General features: G+C 42.3%; 20 protein-coding genes. 19 read left to right on the forward strand and 1 reads right to left on the reverse strand.

Annotation, left to right across the window (positions count from 1 at the left end):
• Nucleotides 1-182: 182 nt before the first annotated feature.
• The 8 genes from rplU (at nucleotide 183) to rsfS (ending at nucleotide 4,511) form a co-directional block, all read left to right on the forward strand.
• The gene (gene rplU / locus I2D69_RS09860; protein WP_118580170.1) at nucleotides 183-488 is read left to right on the forward strand and encodes a 50S ribosomal protein L21; all 306 of its coding nucleotides are present in this window, start codon (nucleotides 183-185) and stop codon (nucleotides 486-488) included.
• A gap of 12 nt (nucleotides 489-500) precedes the next feature.
• Nucleotides 501-824 (forward strand): ribosomal-processing cysteine protease Prp, encoded by a 324-nt coding sequence (locus tag I2D69_RS09865; protein ID WP_148463023.1) that lies wholly within the window; start codon nucleotides 501-503, stop codon nucleotides 822-824.
• Nucleotides 825-829: 5 nt separating this feature from the next.
• Nucleotides 830-1,117, forward strand: coding sequence for a 50S ribosomal protein L27 (gene rpmA / locus I2D69_RS09870; protein ID WP_015542711.1), 288 nt, complete (start codon nucleotides 830-832; stop codon nucleotides 1,115-1,117).
• A gap of 63 nt (nucleotides 1,118-1,180) precedes the next feature.
• Nucleotides 1,181-2,473, forward strand: a complete 1,293-nt coding sequence (obgE, locus tag I2D69_RS09875; RefSeq protein ID WP_118580176.1) for a GTPase ObgE — start codon at nucleotides 1,181-1,183, stop codon at nucleotides 2,471-2,473.
• 36 nt (nucleotides 2,474-2,509) lie between these two features.
• Complete coding sequence (gene yhbY / locus I2D69_RS09880) at nucleotides 2,510-2,803, forward strand: ribosome assembly RNA-binding protein YhbY (RefSeq protein ID WP_118580179.1); 294 nt, start codon at nucleotides 2,510-2,512, stop codon at nucleotides 2,801-2,803.
• The gene (gene nadD, locus I2D69_RS09885) at nucleotides 2,787-3,422 is read left to right on the forward strand and encodes a nicotinate-nucleotide adenylyltransferase (protein WP_226815140.1); all 636 of its coding nucleotides are present in this window, start codon (nucleotides 2,787-2,789) and stop codon (nucleotides 3,420-3,422) included. Before yhbY ends, nadD begins: the two co-directional genes overlap by 17 nt.
• 2 nt (nucleotides 3,423-3,424) lie before the next feature.
• Entirely contained in the window at nucleotides 3,425-4,030 is a 606-nt protein-coding gene (yqeK, locus tag I2D69_RS09890) for a bis(5'-nucleosyl)-tetraphosphatase (symmetrical) YqeK (protein WP_118580182.1), read from the forward strand.
• Nucleotides 4,031-4,142: 112 nt separating this feature from the next.
• On the forward strand, nucleotides 4,143-4,511 hold the full coding sequence (rsfS, locus tag I2D69_RS09895; RefSeq protein WP_173718931.1) for a ribosome silencing factor: 369 nt from the start codon (nucleotides 4,143-4,145) through the stop codon (nucleotides 4,509-4,511).
• A 68-nt stretch (nucleotides 4,512-4,579) separates the two neighbouring features.
• On the opposite strand, the gene lexA is transcribed toward rsfS, so the two are convergent.
• Nucleotides 4,580-5,200, reverse strand: coding sequence for a transcriptional repressor LexA (gene lexA / locus I2D69_RS09900; protein WP_195379839.1), 621 nt, complete (start codon nucleotides 5,198-5,200; stop codon nucleotides 4,580-4,582).
• Nucleotides 5,201-5,433: 233 nt separating this feature from the next.
• Between lexA and I2D69_RS09905 the strand changes: the two genes are divergently transcribed.
• From I2D69_RS09905 to I2D69_RS09955, 11 genes are all read left to right on the forward strand, one after another.
• Entirely contained in the window at nucleotides 5,434-6,849 is a 1,416-nt protein-coding gene (locus I2D69_RS09905) for an HlyD family efflux transporter periplasmic adaptor subunit (RefSeq protein ID WP_243243794.1), read from the forward strand.
• 34 nt (nucleotides 6,850-6,883) lie between these two features.
• Complete coding sequence (locus I2D69_RS09910) at nucleotides 6,884-7,588, forward strand: YggS family pyridoxal phosphate-dependent enzyme (protein WP_173718929.1); 705 nt, start codon at nucleotides 6,884-6,886, stop codon at nucleotides 7,586-7,588.
• Nucleotides 7,589-7,603: 15 nt separating this feature from the next.
• Nucleotides 7,604-8,233 (forward strand): cell division protein SepF, encoded by a 630-nt coding sequence (locus I2D69_RS09915; protein WP_195379840.1) that lies wholly within the window; start codon nucleotides 7,604-7,606, stop codon nucleotides 8,231-8,233.
• Between the two features lie 5 nt (nucleotides 8,234-8,238).
• Entirely contained in the window at nucleotides 8,239-8,991 is a 753-nt protein-coding gene (locus I2D69_RS09920) for a YlmH/Sll1252 family protein (RefSeq protein ID WP_195379853.1), read from the forward strand.
• A 29-nt stretch (nucleotides 8,992-9,020) separates the two neighbouring features.
• Nucleotides 9,021-10,112, forward strand: a complete 1,092-nt coding sequence (gene aroB, locus I2D69_RS09925) for a 3-dehydroquinate synthase (protein WP_173718927.1) — start codon at nucleotides 9,021-9,023, stop codon at nucleotides 10,110-10,112.
• Between the two features lie 6 nt (nucleotides 10,113-10,118).
• Nucleotides 10,119-10,667 carry a signal peptidase II gene (gene lspA / locus I2D69_RS09930; protein WP_195379841.1) on the forward strand — a complete coding sequence of 183 codons (549 nt, stop codon included), beginning with the start codon at nucleotides 10,119-10,121 and terminating at the stop codon, nucleotides 10,665-10,667.
• Between the two features lie 57 nt (nucleotides 10,668-10,724).
• Nucleotides 10,725-11,639, forward strand: a complete 915-nt coding sequence (locus tag I2D69_RS09935; RefSeq protein ID WP_195379842.1) for an RluA family pseudouridine synthase — start codon at nucleotides 10,725-10,727, stop codon at nucleotides 11,637-11,639.
• A 106-nt stretch (nucleotides 11,640-11,745) separates the two neighbouring features.
• Nucleotides 11,746-12,384 carry a cytidylate kinase-like family protein gene (locus I2D69_RS09940; RefSeq protein ID WP_173718924.1) on the forward strand — a complete coding sequence of 213 codons (639 nt, stop codon included), beginning with the start codon at nucleotides 11,746-11,748 and terminating at the stop codon, nucleotides 12,382-12,384.
• 252 nt (nucleotides 12,385-12,636) lie between these two features.
• Entirely contained in the window at nucleotides 12,637-14,076 is a 1,440-nt protein-coding gene (locus tag I2D69_RS09945; protein ID WP_173735556.1) for an AI-2E family transporter, read from the forward strand.
• A 1-nt stretch (nucleotide 14,077) separates the two neighbouring features.
• A complete protein-coding gene (gene dtd / locus I2D69_RS09950) occupies nucleotides 14,078-14,524 on the forward strand; it encodes a D-aminoacyl-tRNA deacylase (RefSeq protein WP_173735557.1) in 447 nt (148 codons plus the stop codon).
• Nucleotides 14,525-14,810: 286 nt separating this feature from the next.
• A complete protein-coding gene (locus tag I2D69_RS09955) occupies nucleotides 14,811-15,866 on the forward strand; it encodes a tyrosine-type recombinase/integrase (RefSeq protein ID WP_148463018.1) in 1,056 nt (351 codons plus the stop codon).
• Nucleotides 15,867-16,036: the final 170 nt, after the last annotated feature.

Raw genomic sequence — 16,036 nt, forward strand, 5'->3', positions numbered from 1 at the left:
ATTATTATAAGCAGCAAACCCGAAATATGGATTTTCATTTTTATTTTTTTACAATTTTTTTCGCAAAACCTCTTGACGAAACCAAATCTCCCTGTTATTATAATCGAGTATGCCGCACAAAGAGGTTTAAGAGTCGAGAGACCACCATATTTGGCGAGTAAAGTCTATAGGAGGTGCCACAAATGTACGCAATTATTGCAACAGGTGGTAAACAGTACAAAGTTGCTGAAGGCGACGTAATCAGAGTTGAGAAGCTCGGAGTTGAAGCTGGTGAAACCGTTACTTTTGATTCTGTAATTGCAGTTAGCAATGACGGATTAAAGGTTGGAGAAGACGTTAAGGATGCCAGTGTTACCGCTTCTGTAGTTGAGAACGGAAAGGCTAAAAAAGTCATCGTTTACAAGTACAAGAGAAAAACTGGATATCACAAGAAAAACGGTCACAGACAGCAGTACACCAAAGTTAAAATCGAAAAGATCAACGCTTAATCAGGTGCTGTTATGATCAATATTACAGTTAAGAAGAGAAAAGGCTCTTATCTGGATTTTCTGTCCAAAGGACATGCAGGCTATGCCGAAGAGGGACAGGATATTGTATGTGCTGCCGTATCAGCCTTGATCATTACTACCGTGAATTCTCTTGAGGAATTTACGGAAGAGCAGATTGAAGCGGAAGCGGATGAGGGATATGTATCCATCCATTTTAAAACAAATCCGAATACTGAGCGTGGGAAACTGCTTATGGATTCCCTGATTCTTGGATTAACAGAAATTGAGCATAGTTATAACAATCGATATTTGACAGTAAGAGTCAAGGAGGTGTAACAACAATGATGAAGATGAACCTTCAGTTATTCGCACATAAAAAAGGAGTTGGTTCCACAAAGAACGGTCGTGATTCCGAGTCCAAGAGATTAGGTGCGAAGAGAGCAGACGGACAGTTTGTTAAAGCCGGCAACATCCTTTACAGACAGCGCGGAACTAAGATCCATGCAGGCGAGAACGTAGGATGCGGAAAAGACTATACATTATTTGCACTGACCGATGGTGTTGTAAGATTCACCAGAAAAGGCCGCGATAAGAAACAGGTTTCTATCGTACCAGTAGAGGCAGAGTAATTCGTAGAGCAGGAGGCTTCAAATCTATAAAGGTTTGGAGCCTTTTCTTATAAAGGAGATTTAATGTTCGCAGACAGAGCTACCATATATATCCGTTCCGGTAAGGGCGGCGACGGCCATGTAAGCTTCCGCAGGGAAAAATATGTACCTGACGGCGGTCCGGATGGCGGCGACGGCGGCAAGGGCGGAGACGTCATTTTTGAAGTTGACGAGGGACAGAATACCCTCGGTGATTACCGTCATAAAAGAAAATATAAGGCAGAAGACGGTCAGGAGGGCGGCAAAAAGCGCTGCCACGGTGCCGACGGTGCCGACATTATATTAAAGGTACCGGAAGGTACTGTTATCATGGAGGCTGAATCCCGTAAGGTAATTGCAGACATGTCCGGTGACAATCGTCGTCAGATCGTTCTGCGCGGTGGACGCGGCGGTAAGGGAAATCAGCATTATGCAACCCCTACCATGCAGGTTCCCAAATATGCCCAGCCTGGACAGCCTTTTCAGGAGCTTGAAGTGCTTCTGGAGCTAAAGGTGATCGCAGATGTAGGACTGGTAGGTTTTCCTAATGTTGGTAAATCTACATTTCTCTCACGTGTTACAAATGCGAAACCGAAAATTGCCAACTATCATTTCACAACCTTAAGCCCGAACCTTGGTGTTGTAGATACTGAGAATGGCGGTTTTATCATCGCAGATATCCCTGGACTGATCGAAGGTGCTTCTGAAGGAGTCGGTCTTGGTCATGAGTTCCTTCGCCATATTGAGCGTACCAGAGTTCTGGTGCACATTGTGGATGCAGCTTCCACAGAGGGACGAGATCCTATTGATGATATTTATAAGATTACCAAAGAACTGGAGAAATACAATCCGGAAATTGCAAAGCGTCCTCAGGTAATTGCAGCCAATAAAGTGGACTGTATTTTTGACGACGGTCAGGAGAATCCTGTAGACAGACTTCGCAAAGAATTTGAACCAAAAGGTATCAAAGTATATCCCATTTCTGCAGTTACCGGACAGGGTGTACGCGAGCTTCTTTTCCATATCAAGGAACTTCTGGACAGTTGTCCGAAGAAAGCAATCGTATTCGAGCAGGAATTCTTCCCGGAAGATATGCTGATCAATGAGAGCCTTCCATTTACCGTACAGGTTGATGAGGAAGATCCCTCTGTATTTATCGTAGAAGGACCACGTATCGAGAAAATGCTTGGTTATACCAATCTGGATTCTGAGAAAGGCTTCGCCTTTTTCCAGCGTTTCCTGAAAGAGGGCGGCATTCTGGATGAACTGGAAAACGCCGGTATTCAGGAGGGTGATACGGTTCGTATGTATGGATTTGAATTTGATTATTATAAATAAATAGCAGCTATTCAGCAGGTATTCAGGAGATAAATTATGACAAGTAAGCAAAGAGCATATTTAAAAAGTCTGGCAATGAAAATGGATGCCATTATCCAGCTTGGCAAGGGCGGTCTTACACCGGAGAACACCAAGGCTGTTGACGAAGCACTTGCAGCGAGAGAGCTGATTAAAATCAGTGTGCTTCAGAACTGTCTGGAGGATCCTAAGGAAATGGCACAGGTTCTTGCAGAGCGCACCCATTCCCAGGTTGTACAGGTGATCGGTAAGAAGATCGTATTATACCGCGAAGGTAAAAAAGAGAAAAAGAAAATTGAACTGCCAAAATAATCGAAAAAAAATCGGGATCATGGGCGGTACCTTTGATCCCATCCATATGGGACATCTGATCCTGGGTGAGCAGAGCTATGAGCAATTCCAGCTGGATAAGGTTCTGTTTATGCCTTCCGGCAACCCGCCTCATAAACGGGACCGTGCTGGCAGAGCCTCTGATAACCAGCGTGTGGATATGGTCCGGCTTGCAATTGAAGATAATCCCCATTTTGAGTTGTCTCTTGCAGAAATGCACGAGACCGGGTATACCTATACCTATCGCACTCTGGAAGAGCTAAAAGAATACAATCCGGACACAGACTATTATTTTATCATTGGTGCAGATTCTCTTTTTGCTTTTGACGAATGGATGGAACCAGAGCGGATCTGTCGGGCCTGTACTCTTGTGGTGGCTGTCCGGGATCATGCGTCCTACGCTGAACTGAATCGGGAAATCCAGCGTCTTTCTGCAAGGTACAACGGAAATTTTGCCCTTTTGGATACTATGAATATTGATGTGTCCAGTCATCAGATCCGTCAGTGGATTTCAGAAGAAAAAAGTCTGAAATATTACGTCCCGGATAAGGTGATTTCTTACATGAAAGAGAATGGAATTTACAGAAAGAAGGAAGTCTGACCATGGCAGATTACGATTTTGCAAAAATTGAAAAAAAACTTTCCAAATACCTGGATGAGGATCGTTTCCAGCATACCATGGGCGTTATGTACACCAGCGCATGTCTGGCTATGGTCCATGGATATGATATCAAAGATGCACAGGTGTCCGGTCTTCTTCACGATTGCGCCAAATGCATTCCCAATAAGAAAAAACTGAAGATGTGCAGCGAACACAATATTCCGGTTTCCGATTTTGAGAGAAGTCACCCGTTTCTTCTCCACTCCCGTCTTGGAGCTTATATTGCTCACGAGAAATATGGGATTGACGATCAGGAGATTCTTTCTGCCATCAATTATCACACAACTGGCAGACGTGAAATGAGTCTTCTTGAAAAGATTATTTATATTGCAGATTATATTGAGCCCATGCGTTATAAAGCAAGCCGTTTACCGGAAATTCGCAAACTTGCGTTTGAAGACCTGGATGAGTGTATGTATGAGATCCTGAAAGATACCCTGGAGTATCTGGAAGAAGATTCTGCCGATGATATTGAGCCAACTTCCAAGGAGGCTTATATTTATTATAAAGAATTGCATAATAAGCGTAATAACGTATCTGATAATTAATACTCCGCATATACTGGCGAATATTTTGTCACGTTTAAAGACATTTGTTTGCGCAGGAATTTGAAATAATATTGGGTCAGTATAGGCATTATTAAGAAAGGAGCAGATCAGAATGAGTACAGTAAGTACAGAGAAAATGATGGCACAGATTGCCTGCAAGGCAATTGATGATAAAAAGGGACAGGATATCAAGGTAATTGATATTCATAATGTTTCTGTAATTGCAGATTATTTCGTAATCGCAAGCGGTACAAACTCCAATCAGGTTCAGGCGATCGTCGATAATGTGGAGGAGCAGCTTGGACGCGCTGGCTTTGAGGCGAAGCAGATCGAGGGAAACCGCAATTCCAGCTGGATTCTCATGGATTACGGCGATGTGATCGTGCATGTGTTTGATGAGGAGAACAGACTTTTCTATGATCTGGAGAGAATCTGGAGAGATGGAAAGGTTTTGGAGATGGATGAGTTCTTAGAGAAATAAAAAGTCCCCTTTAGCAAACAAATTGTCTGGAAACAGCAATTGTTTGCTAAAGGGGAAATTTTTTATGACTATTGGTAGAAACGCATGACACCAAATACTTTACCCAGAATCTGGATTTCTCCTGTAATGATAATGGGATCCATGGTGTCATTCTCTGGCTGAAGGCGGTAGTAGCCCTTCTCCTTATAGAAGGTCTTCACTGTGGCAGAGTCCTCTACCAGGGCAACTACAATGTCGCCATTATCGGCAGTAGGCTGCTGCTTTACCAGGACCTGATCACCATCAAAGATTCCTACATTGATCATGCTGTCGCCTTTTACCTTCAGCATGAAGCTCTGTTCATTGGGCATAAATTCTGCCGGGATGGGAAAATAGCCATCTACATTCTCTACAGCCAGAATAGGCTGTCCGGCGGCTACGGTGCCTACAATCGGAACATTGACCACTTCACGGCGGACAAGATTGAAATTGTCATCTATGATCTCTATAGCTCTCGGCTTCGTGGCGTCGCGGCGGATGTATCCGTTCTTCTCAAGAGCTTCCAGATGGGCATGAACAGATGATGTAGACTTCAGATTTACAGCTTCACAAATCTCACGAACTGCTGGCGGGAATCCGCGGTTCAGAATCTCACTTTTAATATATTCTAAAATTTCCTGCTGTTTTTTGCTGATTTTACCATATGTCATAAGAGTTTTCCTCCGAAATTCATTCAACTTTTTCTTATCATATCATATTTTTCTTAATTAAGCAAACAGATATTCTGAAAATATGTTCGTTTTTTGATATGCAGGCTGTTCACAGCTTCCAGCTTTGTTCACACACTTTTCGTTTTCTTTTCCTTGTGTTCACCGGCAAAAAATGGTACAATTGTTTGGTATGAAAATTCAGAGCCCGACTCAAAAACAAAGGGGGAATCCGCTTGTCCGAGAAGAAATCTAACAAGCCTGGCAAAACGGCAGGACTTTTTGTCCAGTTAAAGAACATATTCGGACTGAATATTGCCACCGTTGCTTTTGGTATATTGTTATTATATATGATTTTTACTGCATTTTTACTTGTAACCTCCACACATATCGAATCTTACCAGGTTACCACAGGTCCTTTGTCGCGAAACGAGACCTACACTGGTATTTCTCTTCGGGAAGAGAGTGTTTTTAAGGCAGAATCCTCCGGTTATGTGAATTATTATGCCCGGGAGGGAAGTAAGATCAATGCCAACGGTGCTGTTTACGGATTAAGTTCCGGAAAAATTGCAGAAACCAAGTCTGCATTGACTGCTGATGAACTGGAGAAGATCCGCAGTTCTATGCTCAGCTTTTCCAAAGGATTTTCCGGAAGTAAATTTAACAACACTTACAGTTTTAAGAACCAGCTGGAGGGAAGCATCCTTCAGTATGAGGGAATTTCCACTGACGGGAATGCAGATTCACAAGTAGTGACCATCGGCGGACAGAATATCTGTAAAGCCCAGGAAGACGGCATTATCCTCTATTCTATGGACGGCTATGAGAATAAGACTGTGGAAAACATTACAGCAGAAGATTTTGACCAGACTTCTTACCATGAAACGGATCTGAAGACATCCGAAAAGGTGCAGGCCGGAGATAACATTTATACAAATATTACCAGCGAATTATGGAGCCTGATCATTCCACTAAGCGACAAACAGGCCGCCAAGCTGGAGGGACGTTCCACCATTCGTGTGAAATTTCTCAAGGATGATATGACACAGAGCGGCGATTTTTCCATCATAAAAATCGATGGTGACAAATATGGAAAAATCGACTTCAGCCGCGGTCTGATCCGCTATGCATCTGACCGTTTTCTGGATATTGAACTGGTTACCAATACAGTAACCGGTCTTAAGATTCCCCTTTCCGCTATTGAATCCAAGGATTTTTACGTGATTCCGGCAGAATATGCCACAACTGATCCTGACAGCGGAAGTGTAGGCTTTAACAAGATTTCCAAAGATTCCAGCGGAAATAACGTAAGAACCTTTATCAATGCTACAATCTACGGTAAAGTTAAAATTGAATCAGATGATGATTCTGCTGATGAAGCTTACAATTATTACGTGGATAGAAGCGCTTTTAAGGAAGGAGATGCTATTGTAAAAGATGACTCCAACCAGCGCTTTATTGTAGGGGAAACAGATTCTCTGGAAGGCGTTTACTGCATCAATCAGGGGTATGCGGTATTCCGTCAGGTAGACATACTGGATCAGAATGAAGAATATGCCATTATTTCCAGTAATACATCCTACGGACTTTCCCGTTATGACCGTATTGCCAGAGACTCCTCCCAGGTAAAAGAACAGGATATTCTCTACTAAGTTTAACATATACTATTTTTAAGGAGGCTTATAAATGTTAGCTGAAAATTTACAGCAGGTAAATGCAAATATTGAAAAAGCCTGTGCTGCTGTTTCCCGTGACCCAGGTGAAGTCACACTGGTGGCAGTAAGCAAGACCAAACCGGTCTCCATGCTTCAGGAAGCGTATGATGCCGGTGCGCGTGTTTTTGGAGAAAATAAAGTCCAGGAGATCATGGATAAATATGACCAGCTGCCATCAGATATCCAGTGGCACATGATCGGTCATCTGCAGCGCAATAAAGTAAAATATATTATTGACAAGGTTGCCATGATCCACTCTGTAGATTCCCTTCGCCTTGCCCAGACCATCGAGCAGGAAGCTGCAAAGAAAGATCTTGTTATGCCAATTCTGCTGGAAGTTAATGTAGCAGAGGAAGAAAGCAAATTCGGATTAACGACGAATGAAGTGCTTCCTCTTCTTGAGAAAATCAGCATATTTTCTCATATAAAAGTAATGGGACTTATGACCATTGCCCCATTTGTGAAAAATCCAGAAGAAAATCGTGAAGTTTTTCGCACATTGAAGAAATTAAGTGTTGACATTAGTGCAAAAAACATTAATAATGTTAACATGAGTGTTCTGAGTATGGGTATGACCGGAGATTATCAGGTTGCTGTCCAGGAAGGCTCAACCATGGTACGTGTGGGAACCGGTATTTTTGGTGAACGAAATTATGCCACACGGCAAGAAGATTAAGATTGGAGATTGAAAATGAGCGTTTTTGATAAATTATTAGATTCTATTAAACTGAATGATGACGATTATGATGAAGATAATTATTTAGATGAGGATCTGATGGATGATGACGAGGGGGATTTCTTGGATGACGATCCCATGGATGACAAGCCTAAGAAGAAATTCTTCGAGAAATTCGGTCGTAAGAAAGAGGATGATTTGGCCGACGAAGATACTTCCTTTGACGAAGAACCTGTACATACAGCAGCACCAAAGACTGCTGCCAAGGCTCCTGTGAAACAGCCAGCTGAGAAGCAGCGCCCTGTAGCTTCTTCCAAAATCACTCCGATGAGAAGCAGCCGTCGTGCGAATCAGGCTTCTTCTATGGAGGTTTGTGTGATCAAACCAGCTTCCATGGAGGACACCCGGGAGATTGCAGACACACTTCTTGACAATGCAACTGTAATTCTGAATCTGGAGGGTATTGATGTAGAACTTGCACAGCGTATTATTGATTTTGCATCTGGCGCATGTTATTCCCTGAATGGTTCCCTTCAGAAGATTTCCAGCTACATCTTCGTACTTGGTCCCTCTTCTGTAGATATCACTGGTGATCTTCAGAATATTCTTGGCGGCGCTACACCTTCTGTAAGAGCCGGTTATTGATTTTTATGGATAAGGATGAATTTTTACTTAAGAGAATCCGGGAGCTGGCAAATCTCTCTTACCAGAGAGATATTGTCACCTTTACGGATTTTCTTAACTTAAACGAACAAAATATGCTTGCTTCCCTTAAGCTTCATCAGATGGGCGTAGAGGTAAAGCTTTTCGGTGGCTATGAGCATGCAGAACGACAGATGGCAGCTTTTTTCCCCGGAGGCCTTGGTTTTACCTGGGATTATCCTATTGACTGCCTGAAAATAGAGCCCAAGGCTCTTCGTTTTTCTGAGGAGCTTGGACATAGAGATTATCTTGGAGCGCTCCTGAATCTTGGAGTTGACCGCAGTGTAGTTGGTGATATCCTCATCAAGGATAAAGAAGCCTGGTTTTTCTGCCTTCATAAAATGTCTGACTTTTTTATCGAAAATCTTATTCGGGTAAAACATACTACCGTGCTGGTTTCCAGAGTAGAGCAGGCAGAAGAGATTCCGGAACCTGAATTTGAAATGATAAATGGTACCTGCGCTTCTGTAAGGCTGGATGCTCTCATCGGGCTGGCTTTTCAGACGTCCAGAAGCAGCATGGTTTCTTTTATTGAAAGCGGTCTTGTGTTTGTAAACGGCAAACTGATCACCTCCAATGGATATGAGCCAAAAGAAGGCGATATTATTTCCATTCGCAGCAAAGGACGCTTTATCTATGATGGTGTATCCAGACAGACAAAGAAAGGACGCCTTGGTGTCCGCATTCGAAAATACGTATAAACAATAATACATTTGGAGAGGATTTAACTATGGCAGAAGAAAAATTACTTGTAAAACGTGACGGGGAGTTCTGTTATCCCATTTATTTTGAAAATGACTTTTCTTTTCTTTCACAGGCCCTAACAGACGAAGGTCTTGCAGGGAAAAGCATGTGTATTGTTTCAGATTCCACAGTAGCACCTCTCTATGCAGACCAGGTGAAAGCAGAGCTTTTGAAAGTATCCGATCATGTATGCCAGTTCACTTTCCCCGCAGGAGAAGCACACAAGAATCTTGATACCGTACAGGATCTTTTCCAGTGCCTTATTGAGAATGGGCTTGACCGCAAAAGTCTGGTGGTTGCTCTTGGAGGCGGAGTAACAGGAGACTTATCCGGCTTCGGTGCTGCAGCCTATCTTCGCGGAATTGATTTTATCCAGATTCCTACCACGCTTCTGGCACAGGTTGACAGCAGCGTAGGCGGTAAGACCGGCGTTGATTTCAGACAGTTTAAAAATATGGTAGGCGCTTTTCATCAGCCCCGCCTGGTTTATATGAATATGGCCACCTTGCAATCCCTCCCTGAGCGCGAATTTGGCTGTGGAATGGGTGAAATCCTAAAGACCGGACTAATTTGCGATAAAGGCTTTTTCGACTTTGTATGCGCAAATTACAAGGTCATCCGCACTATGGATCCAGAAATGCTTGCCGTTATGATCCGAAAATGCTGTGCCATCAAAGCCGGGGTTGTAGAACGGGATCCCAAGGAGCAGGGCGAGCGCGCTCTTCTTAATCTTGGCCACACCATAGGACATGCAGTCGAGAAGCTGATGAACTTTAACCTTCTCCATGGTCAGTGTGTGGGAATCGGACTAGTTGCCGCAGCTGCCATTTCCAGGGAAAGAGGTCTCCTCACAAATGGTGAATACGAGCAGATCTGCCATAGCCTTGAGCTTTACAACCTGCCTTTGTATGTGGAAGGACTTTCTCCCATGGACATTCTTGCAGCTACCAAAAAGGACAAAAAAATGGAACAGGGACAGATTAAATTTATTCTTATGGATGGTCTTGGAAAGACTTTTATTGACAAGACAGTTACGGATCAGGAGCTTCTTGTGGGAATTCACGCCATCTGCAGGTAATCTATCATGGAAAATAAAACAGCTTCAGACTACAATGACCTTCCACTAAAAGCACCTAAATTAAAAGGAATTCTGCTTATCCTTTTTCTGGTGCTTCTGGATCAGGGAACAAAGTATTTTGCAATCAGGTATCTGAGAGGAACCTCCGGGATTACTCTTATTGATAGTGTGTTAAACCTTCGTTACCTTGAAAACAGAGGCATGGCATTTGGCCTTCTCCAGAATAAGATCCTTTTTCTGGTGCTTATCTGTATTGTGTTTTTTATGGCTATTATATATCTTTTTATAAAAACACCTGCAACTGTTTATTACAGACCACTGCTTTATACAGCGGCAATTGTGTTCGCTGGAGCAATGGGGAATTTTATAGACCGTGTTTTCCGTGGATATGTGGTAGATTTTATTTATTTTTCCCTGATTGATTTTCCCACGTTTAATGTGGCAGATATTTACGTGACCTGTGGGATCACAGTGATGGTATTTCTTATGTTTTTCCGTTATAAAGAAGAAAATGATTTTGACTTTCTGAAACCGGGGAACAGATCTGCCAGGTAAATTGATTTGTCTGATTTTTCATATACCGCGTAATTGAGAGAGGAGTTTTACTGATACATGGAGCAATTGGAATTTACAGCAACCGAAGATGAAGCAGGAGTGCGCATAGACCGCTGTCTTTCCGATAAATATGAGGAACTTTCCCGTTCTTATCTTCAGAAGCTTCTGAAAGAACAAGGTGTTACCGTCAATGGGAAAGCAGTAAAAGCAAACTACAAAATACAGGCAGGGGATCTGGTTCAGACAACCCTGCCTGATCTGACTGAACCGGATATTCTTCCGGAAAATATCCCTTTGGACATTTTATACGAAGATGATGATGTACTGGTGATAAATAAGCCCAAAGGAATGGTAGTCCATCCTGCAAACGGCCACACCAGCGGAACTTTGGTAAATGCTATTATGTACCACTGTCAGGGCAATCTATCCGGTATTAACGGTGTTATGCGCCCGGGAATCGTCCACCGTATTGATAAGGACACTACAGGAGCTCTTCTTGTATGCAAGAATGACACGGCTCACCGTGATCTGGCCCAGCAACTGAAAGCGCATACCATCAAGCGGCGTTACCGGGCTATTGTGGCAGGTAATCTTAAGGAAGATGAAGGTACTGTAGAAGGCCCGATCGGTCGTCACCCAATTGACCGGAAAAAAATGGCGATCAACTACAAAAATGGAAAAGACGCTGTCACCCATTATAAAGTCCTGGAACGTTTCGGGAATGCGACTTATATCGAGTGCCGCCTTGAAACCGGTCGTACCCATCAGATCCGTGTACATATGACCAGCCTTGGACATCCTCTTCTTGGCGACGAGATCTATGGCTCAGGCAAAAATCCCTATCATCTTCAGGGACAGACTCTTCATGCCATGGTTTTGGGCTTTGTTCACCCAAGAACAGGAGAGTATATGGAGTTTTCTGCACCTTTGCCAGAATATTTTCTCGATTTGTTAGAAAAATTAAGAAAATAGTTGTCAGTTTACCCTGATGTAGTGTATAATAATCTTACAAAATTCCTATGAATTGCCAGTCACGAAGTGAACAGTAACAAAGGAATTGCAGAAGGGAGTGGCAGATATGAACAATACAACAAGTTCAATTATTACCATCGGACGTGAATATGGAAGCGCCGGCAGGCAGATTGGTCAGGAAGTAGCCAGATATTTTGGAATCAAGTGTTACGACAAAGAGCTTCTGGAGCATGCTGCAAACGACAGCGGTATTTGCAAGGAATTATTTGAGAATCATGACGAGAGGCCAACTAACAGCTTCCTGTATTCTCTTGTAATGGATACTTATTCTTTTGGATATTCTTCTGCTGGATTTACAGACATGCCTATGAACCACAAGGTTTTCCTGGCACAGTTCGAAGCCATCAAGAAATTAGCTGCTGAAGGTCCCTGTGTTATGGTAGGGCGTTGTGCAGATTATGCTCTTGCAGATAATAAAAACTGCTTCAGTGTTTTTGTTCATGCTGATCTGGACTGGAGGATCAAGCGTATTGCAGGCAAATACAATAAGACACCTAAAGAAGCCAAAGATATGATCACCAAGACAGATAAGAGCCGTGCAAGCTACTATAATTACTACACCAATAAGAAATGGGGTGCAGCAGCGGGCTACAGCTTAAGCATTGACAGCAGTGTGCTTGGTATCGAAGGTGCTGCCCAGGCGATTATCAATACCATACATATTTTTGATGACCTTAAGAAATAATATACAGAATCATGTGTAAATAAGGAGTTCTCGAAAGAGAGCTCCTTTTGTAATTTGTTGCATCTCAATTCCTGTTTTCAAACGCCATCGCCACTTTATATTTTTTTAATAAGACATTGAGACAAAACTGTGTTATAATAGATGGAAATCGCTGTTAAATAAATAACAGTGCAGACACTTATTGGTTACTGTACAAACAGCAGGCAGTAACACATATTTTGCATTCATGTTTCAGGAGGACGATATTAGAATATGAAATTACGCTGGGACAATCAACATGTTCGCTGGGGAGTAACTTCTTTCCTTGTAATCGCAGCCAGTATGCTCTTTTATTATGGTGTTTTCCATATGAAGACACTGATTACAGGAATCCAGACATTTCTGGGGATTCTCACACCTATTGTTTATGGTGTCGTGATCGCCTTTTTACTGACCCCTGTATTAAATTTCCTGGAGAAAAAAATTATTTATCCGCTTCTTGCCAGGAAAGAAGTATCAGTAGGAAAGAAGGGGCGCAAGGCAATTCGGTGGGCATGCGTAATTTTATGTATGTTTCTCTTCCTTGCTCTTATTTATGCCCTTATTATGATGATTCTGCCGGAACTGATCCGAAGTATTATGGGTCTGATCTACAGTTTTCCAGCCTATGTGAAGGTTATTCAGAAATGGCTGCAATCTTTCATTGAGAAATGGAATCTGAACAGTGATGCACTGGACACTTTGAATCAGTCCATCACCACAGCTCAGGACTACCTGACCACGAATATCCTTCCGCAGATGCAGGAAATGCTAAAAAATATTTCCGCGGGTGTGTTTGAATTAATTAATTTTCTGAAGAATTTCCTCATCGGAGCTATCGTTTCCCTGTACCTGATGGCAGATAAAGAGGGATTCATTGCCAAGGCAAAAATGCTCACCTACGCAATTTTTAATACCCAGCATGCGAATTTTATCATCCATTCCATGCGTTTTACCAATAAAACCTTTATCGGATTTTTCAGTGGTAAGATTTTGGATTCTGCCATCATTGGCGTATTGTGCTATATTGGTATGAACTTTTTGAATATGCCATATATACTTTTGATCAGTGTGATCATTGGTGTAACCAACGTAATTCCATTTTTTGGACCTTACCTCGGAGCAATCCCAAGTATTTTTCTCATCTTGTTGGTGGATCCGCTGCAGGCTATTTATTTTGCAATTTTTATTCTTGTTCTCCAGCAATTTGACGGCAATATTCTTGGACCGAAGATTCTTGGTGATTCCACAGGACTTTCCAGTTTTCTGGTCATTGTCGCCATCCTTATTGGCGGTGGAATCTTTGGAATCCCAGGTATGATTATTGGCGTTCCTGTTTTTGCAGTACTTTACGCAGCACTTGGCAGACTAGTCCATATCAGCCTGATTTATAAGCAGGTTCCAAATGAGGAGCAAAAATACACCAACATTGACTGTCTGGATCCGGAAACACATGAACCCGTTCTTTTCCCGGAAGAAGAGCCGAAGAAAAGGGAGACGCCCAGACGCACTGCAATGTTGAAATTTACCCTTACTTTGTTAAAAACGATCCAGAAAATTCTGACTACAATCTGGACCCTTATAAAAAAATATTCTGTGATAATTTATCAAAAAGTCAGACAATTGATAGAAGAGTACAGACAGAATCAAAACAGTAAAAAGGACGGAAATTAACATGCGGCTTTTAATACAACGTGTAAATCATGCAAGCGTAAAAGTAGATGGTGAAGTTATCGGAAATATTGGGAAGGGCTTTCTTGTACTGGTCGGCATAGGTCAGAATGATACCAGGGAAGTTGCAGACAAATATATGAAAAAAATGCTAGGACTTCGAATTTTTGAAGATGAAAATGGCAAAACAAACCTTTCCCTGGCAGATGTAAATGGGGAGCTTTTGATGGTTTCGCAATTCACATTATATGCCAACTGCAAAAAAGGAAACCGGCCAAGCTTTATTGAAGCCGGTGCGCCAGAACAGGCAAATGAACTTTATGAATACATGCTAAAGGAGGCTGCAAAAGTTGTTCCAGTTGTTCAGCATGGTATTTTTGGCGCTGATATGAAAATTTCACTGGAAAACGATGGACCGTTTACAGTGATGCTGGACGAATCGATCATGTAAAATTAACAGCAATTGTAACGAAACCGGCCAAGGCTATATTGAAGCCGGTGCGCCAGATGTTCAGAATCGTCTGTGACTGCATAATGAATGCAGTCGAACCATCAATTATATTTTAACATTTAATGAAACCAATTATATTTTAACATTTAATGAAACCTTGAAAAACGCCGAAAACAGCCAGAAGAAGTGGCTGATTCGGCGTTATACCACTCATCTAGATCTATACGACAAACCCGAGTTTTTCATATAGATTGGTATCATTATTACTTCTAAAGGAGAATCTTTCATGGATAAAAAAGTCACCTACCACGAACAGACTGACGTCGAAAATACCTTGCGGCTTCGTGATGTTCTAAAAACCTTGCCGCCATTTTGCAAGGATTTCTTTCGTGCCATTGAACCTCGTACCACAACTAAAACCAGAATTTCCTATGCATATGACATCCGCATTTTCTTCCAGTTTCTTCTGGAACAAAATCCAGCCTTCAGGGACTGGTCTATAGATGCCTTTACAGTGGATGTCCTGGATCAGATCACAGCTGTTGATCTTGAAGAATATGAAGAATATCTGAAAGTTTACCAGGCCGGGGATAAAACGGAAACCAATGGCGAACGTGGTCTGAAGCGAAAAATGTCCTCATTGCGAAGTTTTTATGCATATTATTTTAAACGTGAAATGATTCACACAAATCCTACCGTCCTTGTGGACGTTCCAAAGATTCATCAGAAAAGTATCATTCGCTTGGAAGCTGATGAAGTTGCCTTGCTGCTGGATTATATTGAGCACGGCGGGGACGACCTTACCGGTCAGAAAAAGGTATATTATGAAAAAAACAAAGACCGTGACCTCGCTCTCGTTACTCTTCTGCTCGGAACAGGTGTTCGTGTTTCTGAATGTGTAGGTCTTGACATAGAAGACGTAGATTTCAAAAACAATGGAATCAAGGTTACTCGAAAAGGTGGAAATGAAATGGTTGTATATTTCGGTCCTGAAGTAGAAAAAGCTCTGAAAAACTACCTGGAAGTACGCAAGAACATTATTCCTGTAGAAGGCCACGAACACGCTCTCTTCTACTCTACCCAGCGCAAACGAATTGGTGTCCAGGCCGTTGAAAACCTGGTCAAAAAATATGCCCGCCAGGTTACCACCACCAAGAAAATCACCCCTCATAAACTCCGCAGTACCTACGGCACCGCCCTCTACCAGGAAACAGGCGATATTTACCTTGTAGCGGACGTTTTAGGCCATAAGGACGTGAATACTACCAAGAAGCATTATGCAGCCTTAGACGATTCCAGACGGCGTCAGGCAGCCACTGCTGTAAAGCTGCGTGAAGATTAACATCTGCTTCACACGTACAATTGTTGTAATCACCGCATTTAATTCACATAATATTATTATTGTAAATCAATTCAAAACTTTCTGCAAAATCTCCCTCAAAGTGGAGCGTGCAGATTGTAGGAATGATTTTTCAAACACGCTCTAAGGCGCAGCTCAAAAAAGGACATGAC

Origin of the sequence: Ruminococcus sp. D54t1_190329_F1 (genome assembly GCF_015551645.1) — a bacterium.
In the GTDB taxonomy this organism is placed as follows: domain Bacteria; phylum Bacillota; class Clostridia; order Lachnospirales; family Lachnospiraceae; genus Blautia_A; species Blautia_A faecis.

Bases quoted from the DNA above. Each gene is read 5' to 3' on its own strand.
- rplU (WP_118580170.1), top strand. From the start codon at position 183: ATGTACGCAATTATTGCAACAGGTGGTAAACAGTACAAAGTTGCTGAA.
- I2D69_RS09865 (WP_148463023.1), top strand. From the start codon at position 501: ATGATCAATATTACAGTTAAGAAGAGAAAAGGCTCTTATCTGGATTTT.
- rpmA (WP_015542711.1), top strand. From the start codon at position 830: ATGATGAAGATGAACCTTCAGTTATTCGCACATAAAAAAGGAGTTGGT.
- obgE (WP_118580176.1), top strand. From the start codon at position 1,181: ATGTTCGCAGACAGAGCTACCATATATATCCGTTCCGGTAAGGGCGGC.
- yhbY (WP_118580179.1), top strand. From the start codon at position 2,510: ATGACAAGTAAGCAAAGAGCATATTTAAAAAGTCTGGCAATGAAAATG.
- yqeK (WP_118580182.1), top strand. From the start codon at position 3,425: ATGGCAGATTACGATTTTGCAAAAATTGAAAAAAAACTTTCCAAATAC.
- rsfS (WP_173718931.1), top strand. From the start codon at position 4,143: ATGAGTACAGTAAGTACAGAGAAAATGATGGCACAGATTGCCTGCAAG.
- lexA (WP_195379839.1), bottom strand. From the start codon at position 5,200: ATGACATATGGTAAAATCAGCAAAAAACAGCAGGAAATTTTAGAATAT.
- I2D69_RS09910 (WP_173718929.1), top strand. From the start codon at position 6,884: ATGTTAGCTGAAAATTTACAGCAGGTAAATGCAAATATTGAAAAAGCC.
- I2D69_RS09915 (WP_195379840.1), top strand. From the start codon at position 7,604: ATGAGCGTTTTTGATAAATTATTAGATTCTATTAAACTGAATGATGAC.
- I2D69_RS09920 (WP_195379853.1), top strand. From the start codon at position 8,239: ATGGATAAGGATGAATTTTTACTTAAGAGAATCCGGGAGCTGGCAAAT.
- aroB (WP_173718927.1), top strand. From the start codon at position 9,021: ATGGCAGAAGAAAAATTACTTGTAAAACGTGACGGGGAGTTCTGTTAT.
- lspA (WP_195379841.1), top strand. From the start codon at position 10,119: ATGGAAAATAAAACAGCTTCAGACTACAATGACCTTCCACTAAAAGCA.
- I2D69_RS09935 (WP_195379842.1), top strand. From the start codon at position 10,725: ATGGAGCAATTGGAATTTACAGCAACCGAAGATGAAGCAGGAGTGCGC.
- I2D69_RS09940 (WP_173718924.1), top strand. From the start codon at position 11,746: ATGAACAATACAACAAGTTCAATTATTACCATCGGACGTGAATATGGA.
- I2D69_RS09945 (WP_173735556.1), top strand. From the start codon at position 12,637: ATGAAATTACGCTGGGACAATCAACATGTTCGCTGGGGAGTAACTTCT.
- dtd (WP_173735557.1), top strand. From the start codon at position 14,078: ATGCGGCTTTTAATACAACGTGTAAATCATGCAAGCGTAAAAGTAGAT.
- I2D69_RS09955 (WP_148463018.1), top strand. From the start codon at position 14,811: ATGGATAAAAAAGTCACCTACCACGAACAGACTGACGTCGAAAATACC.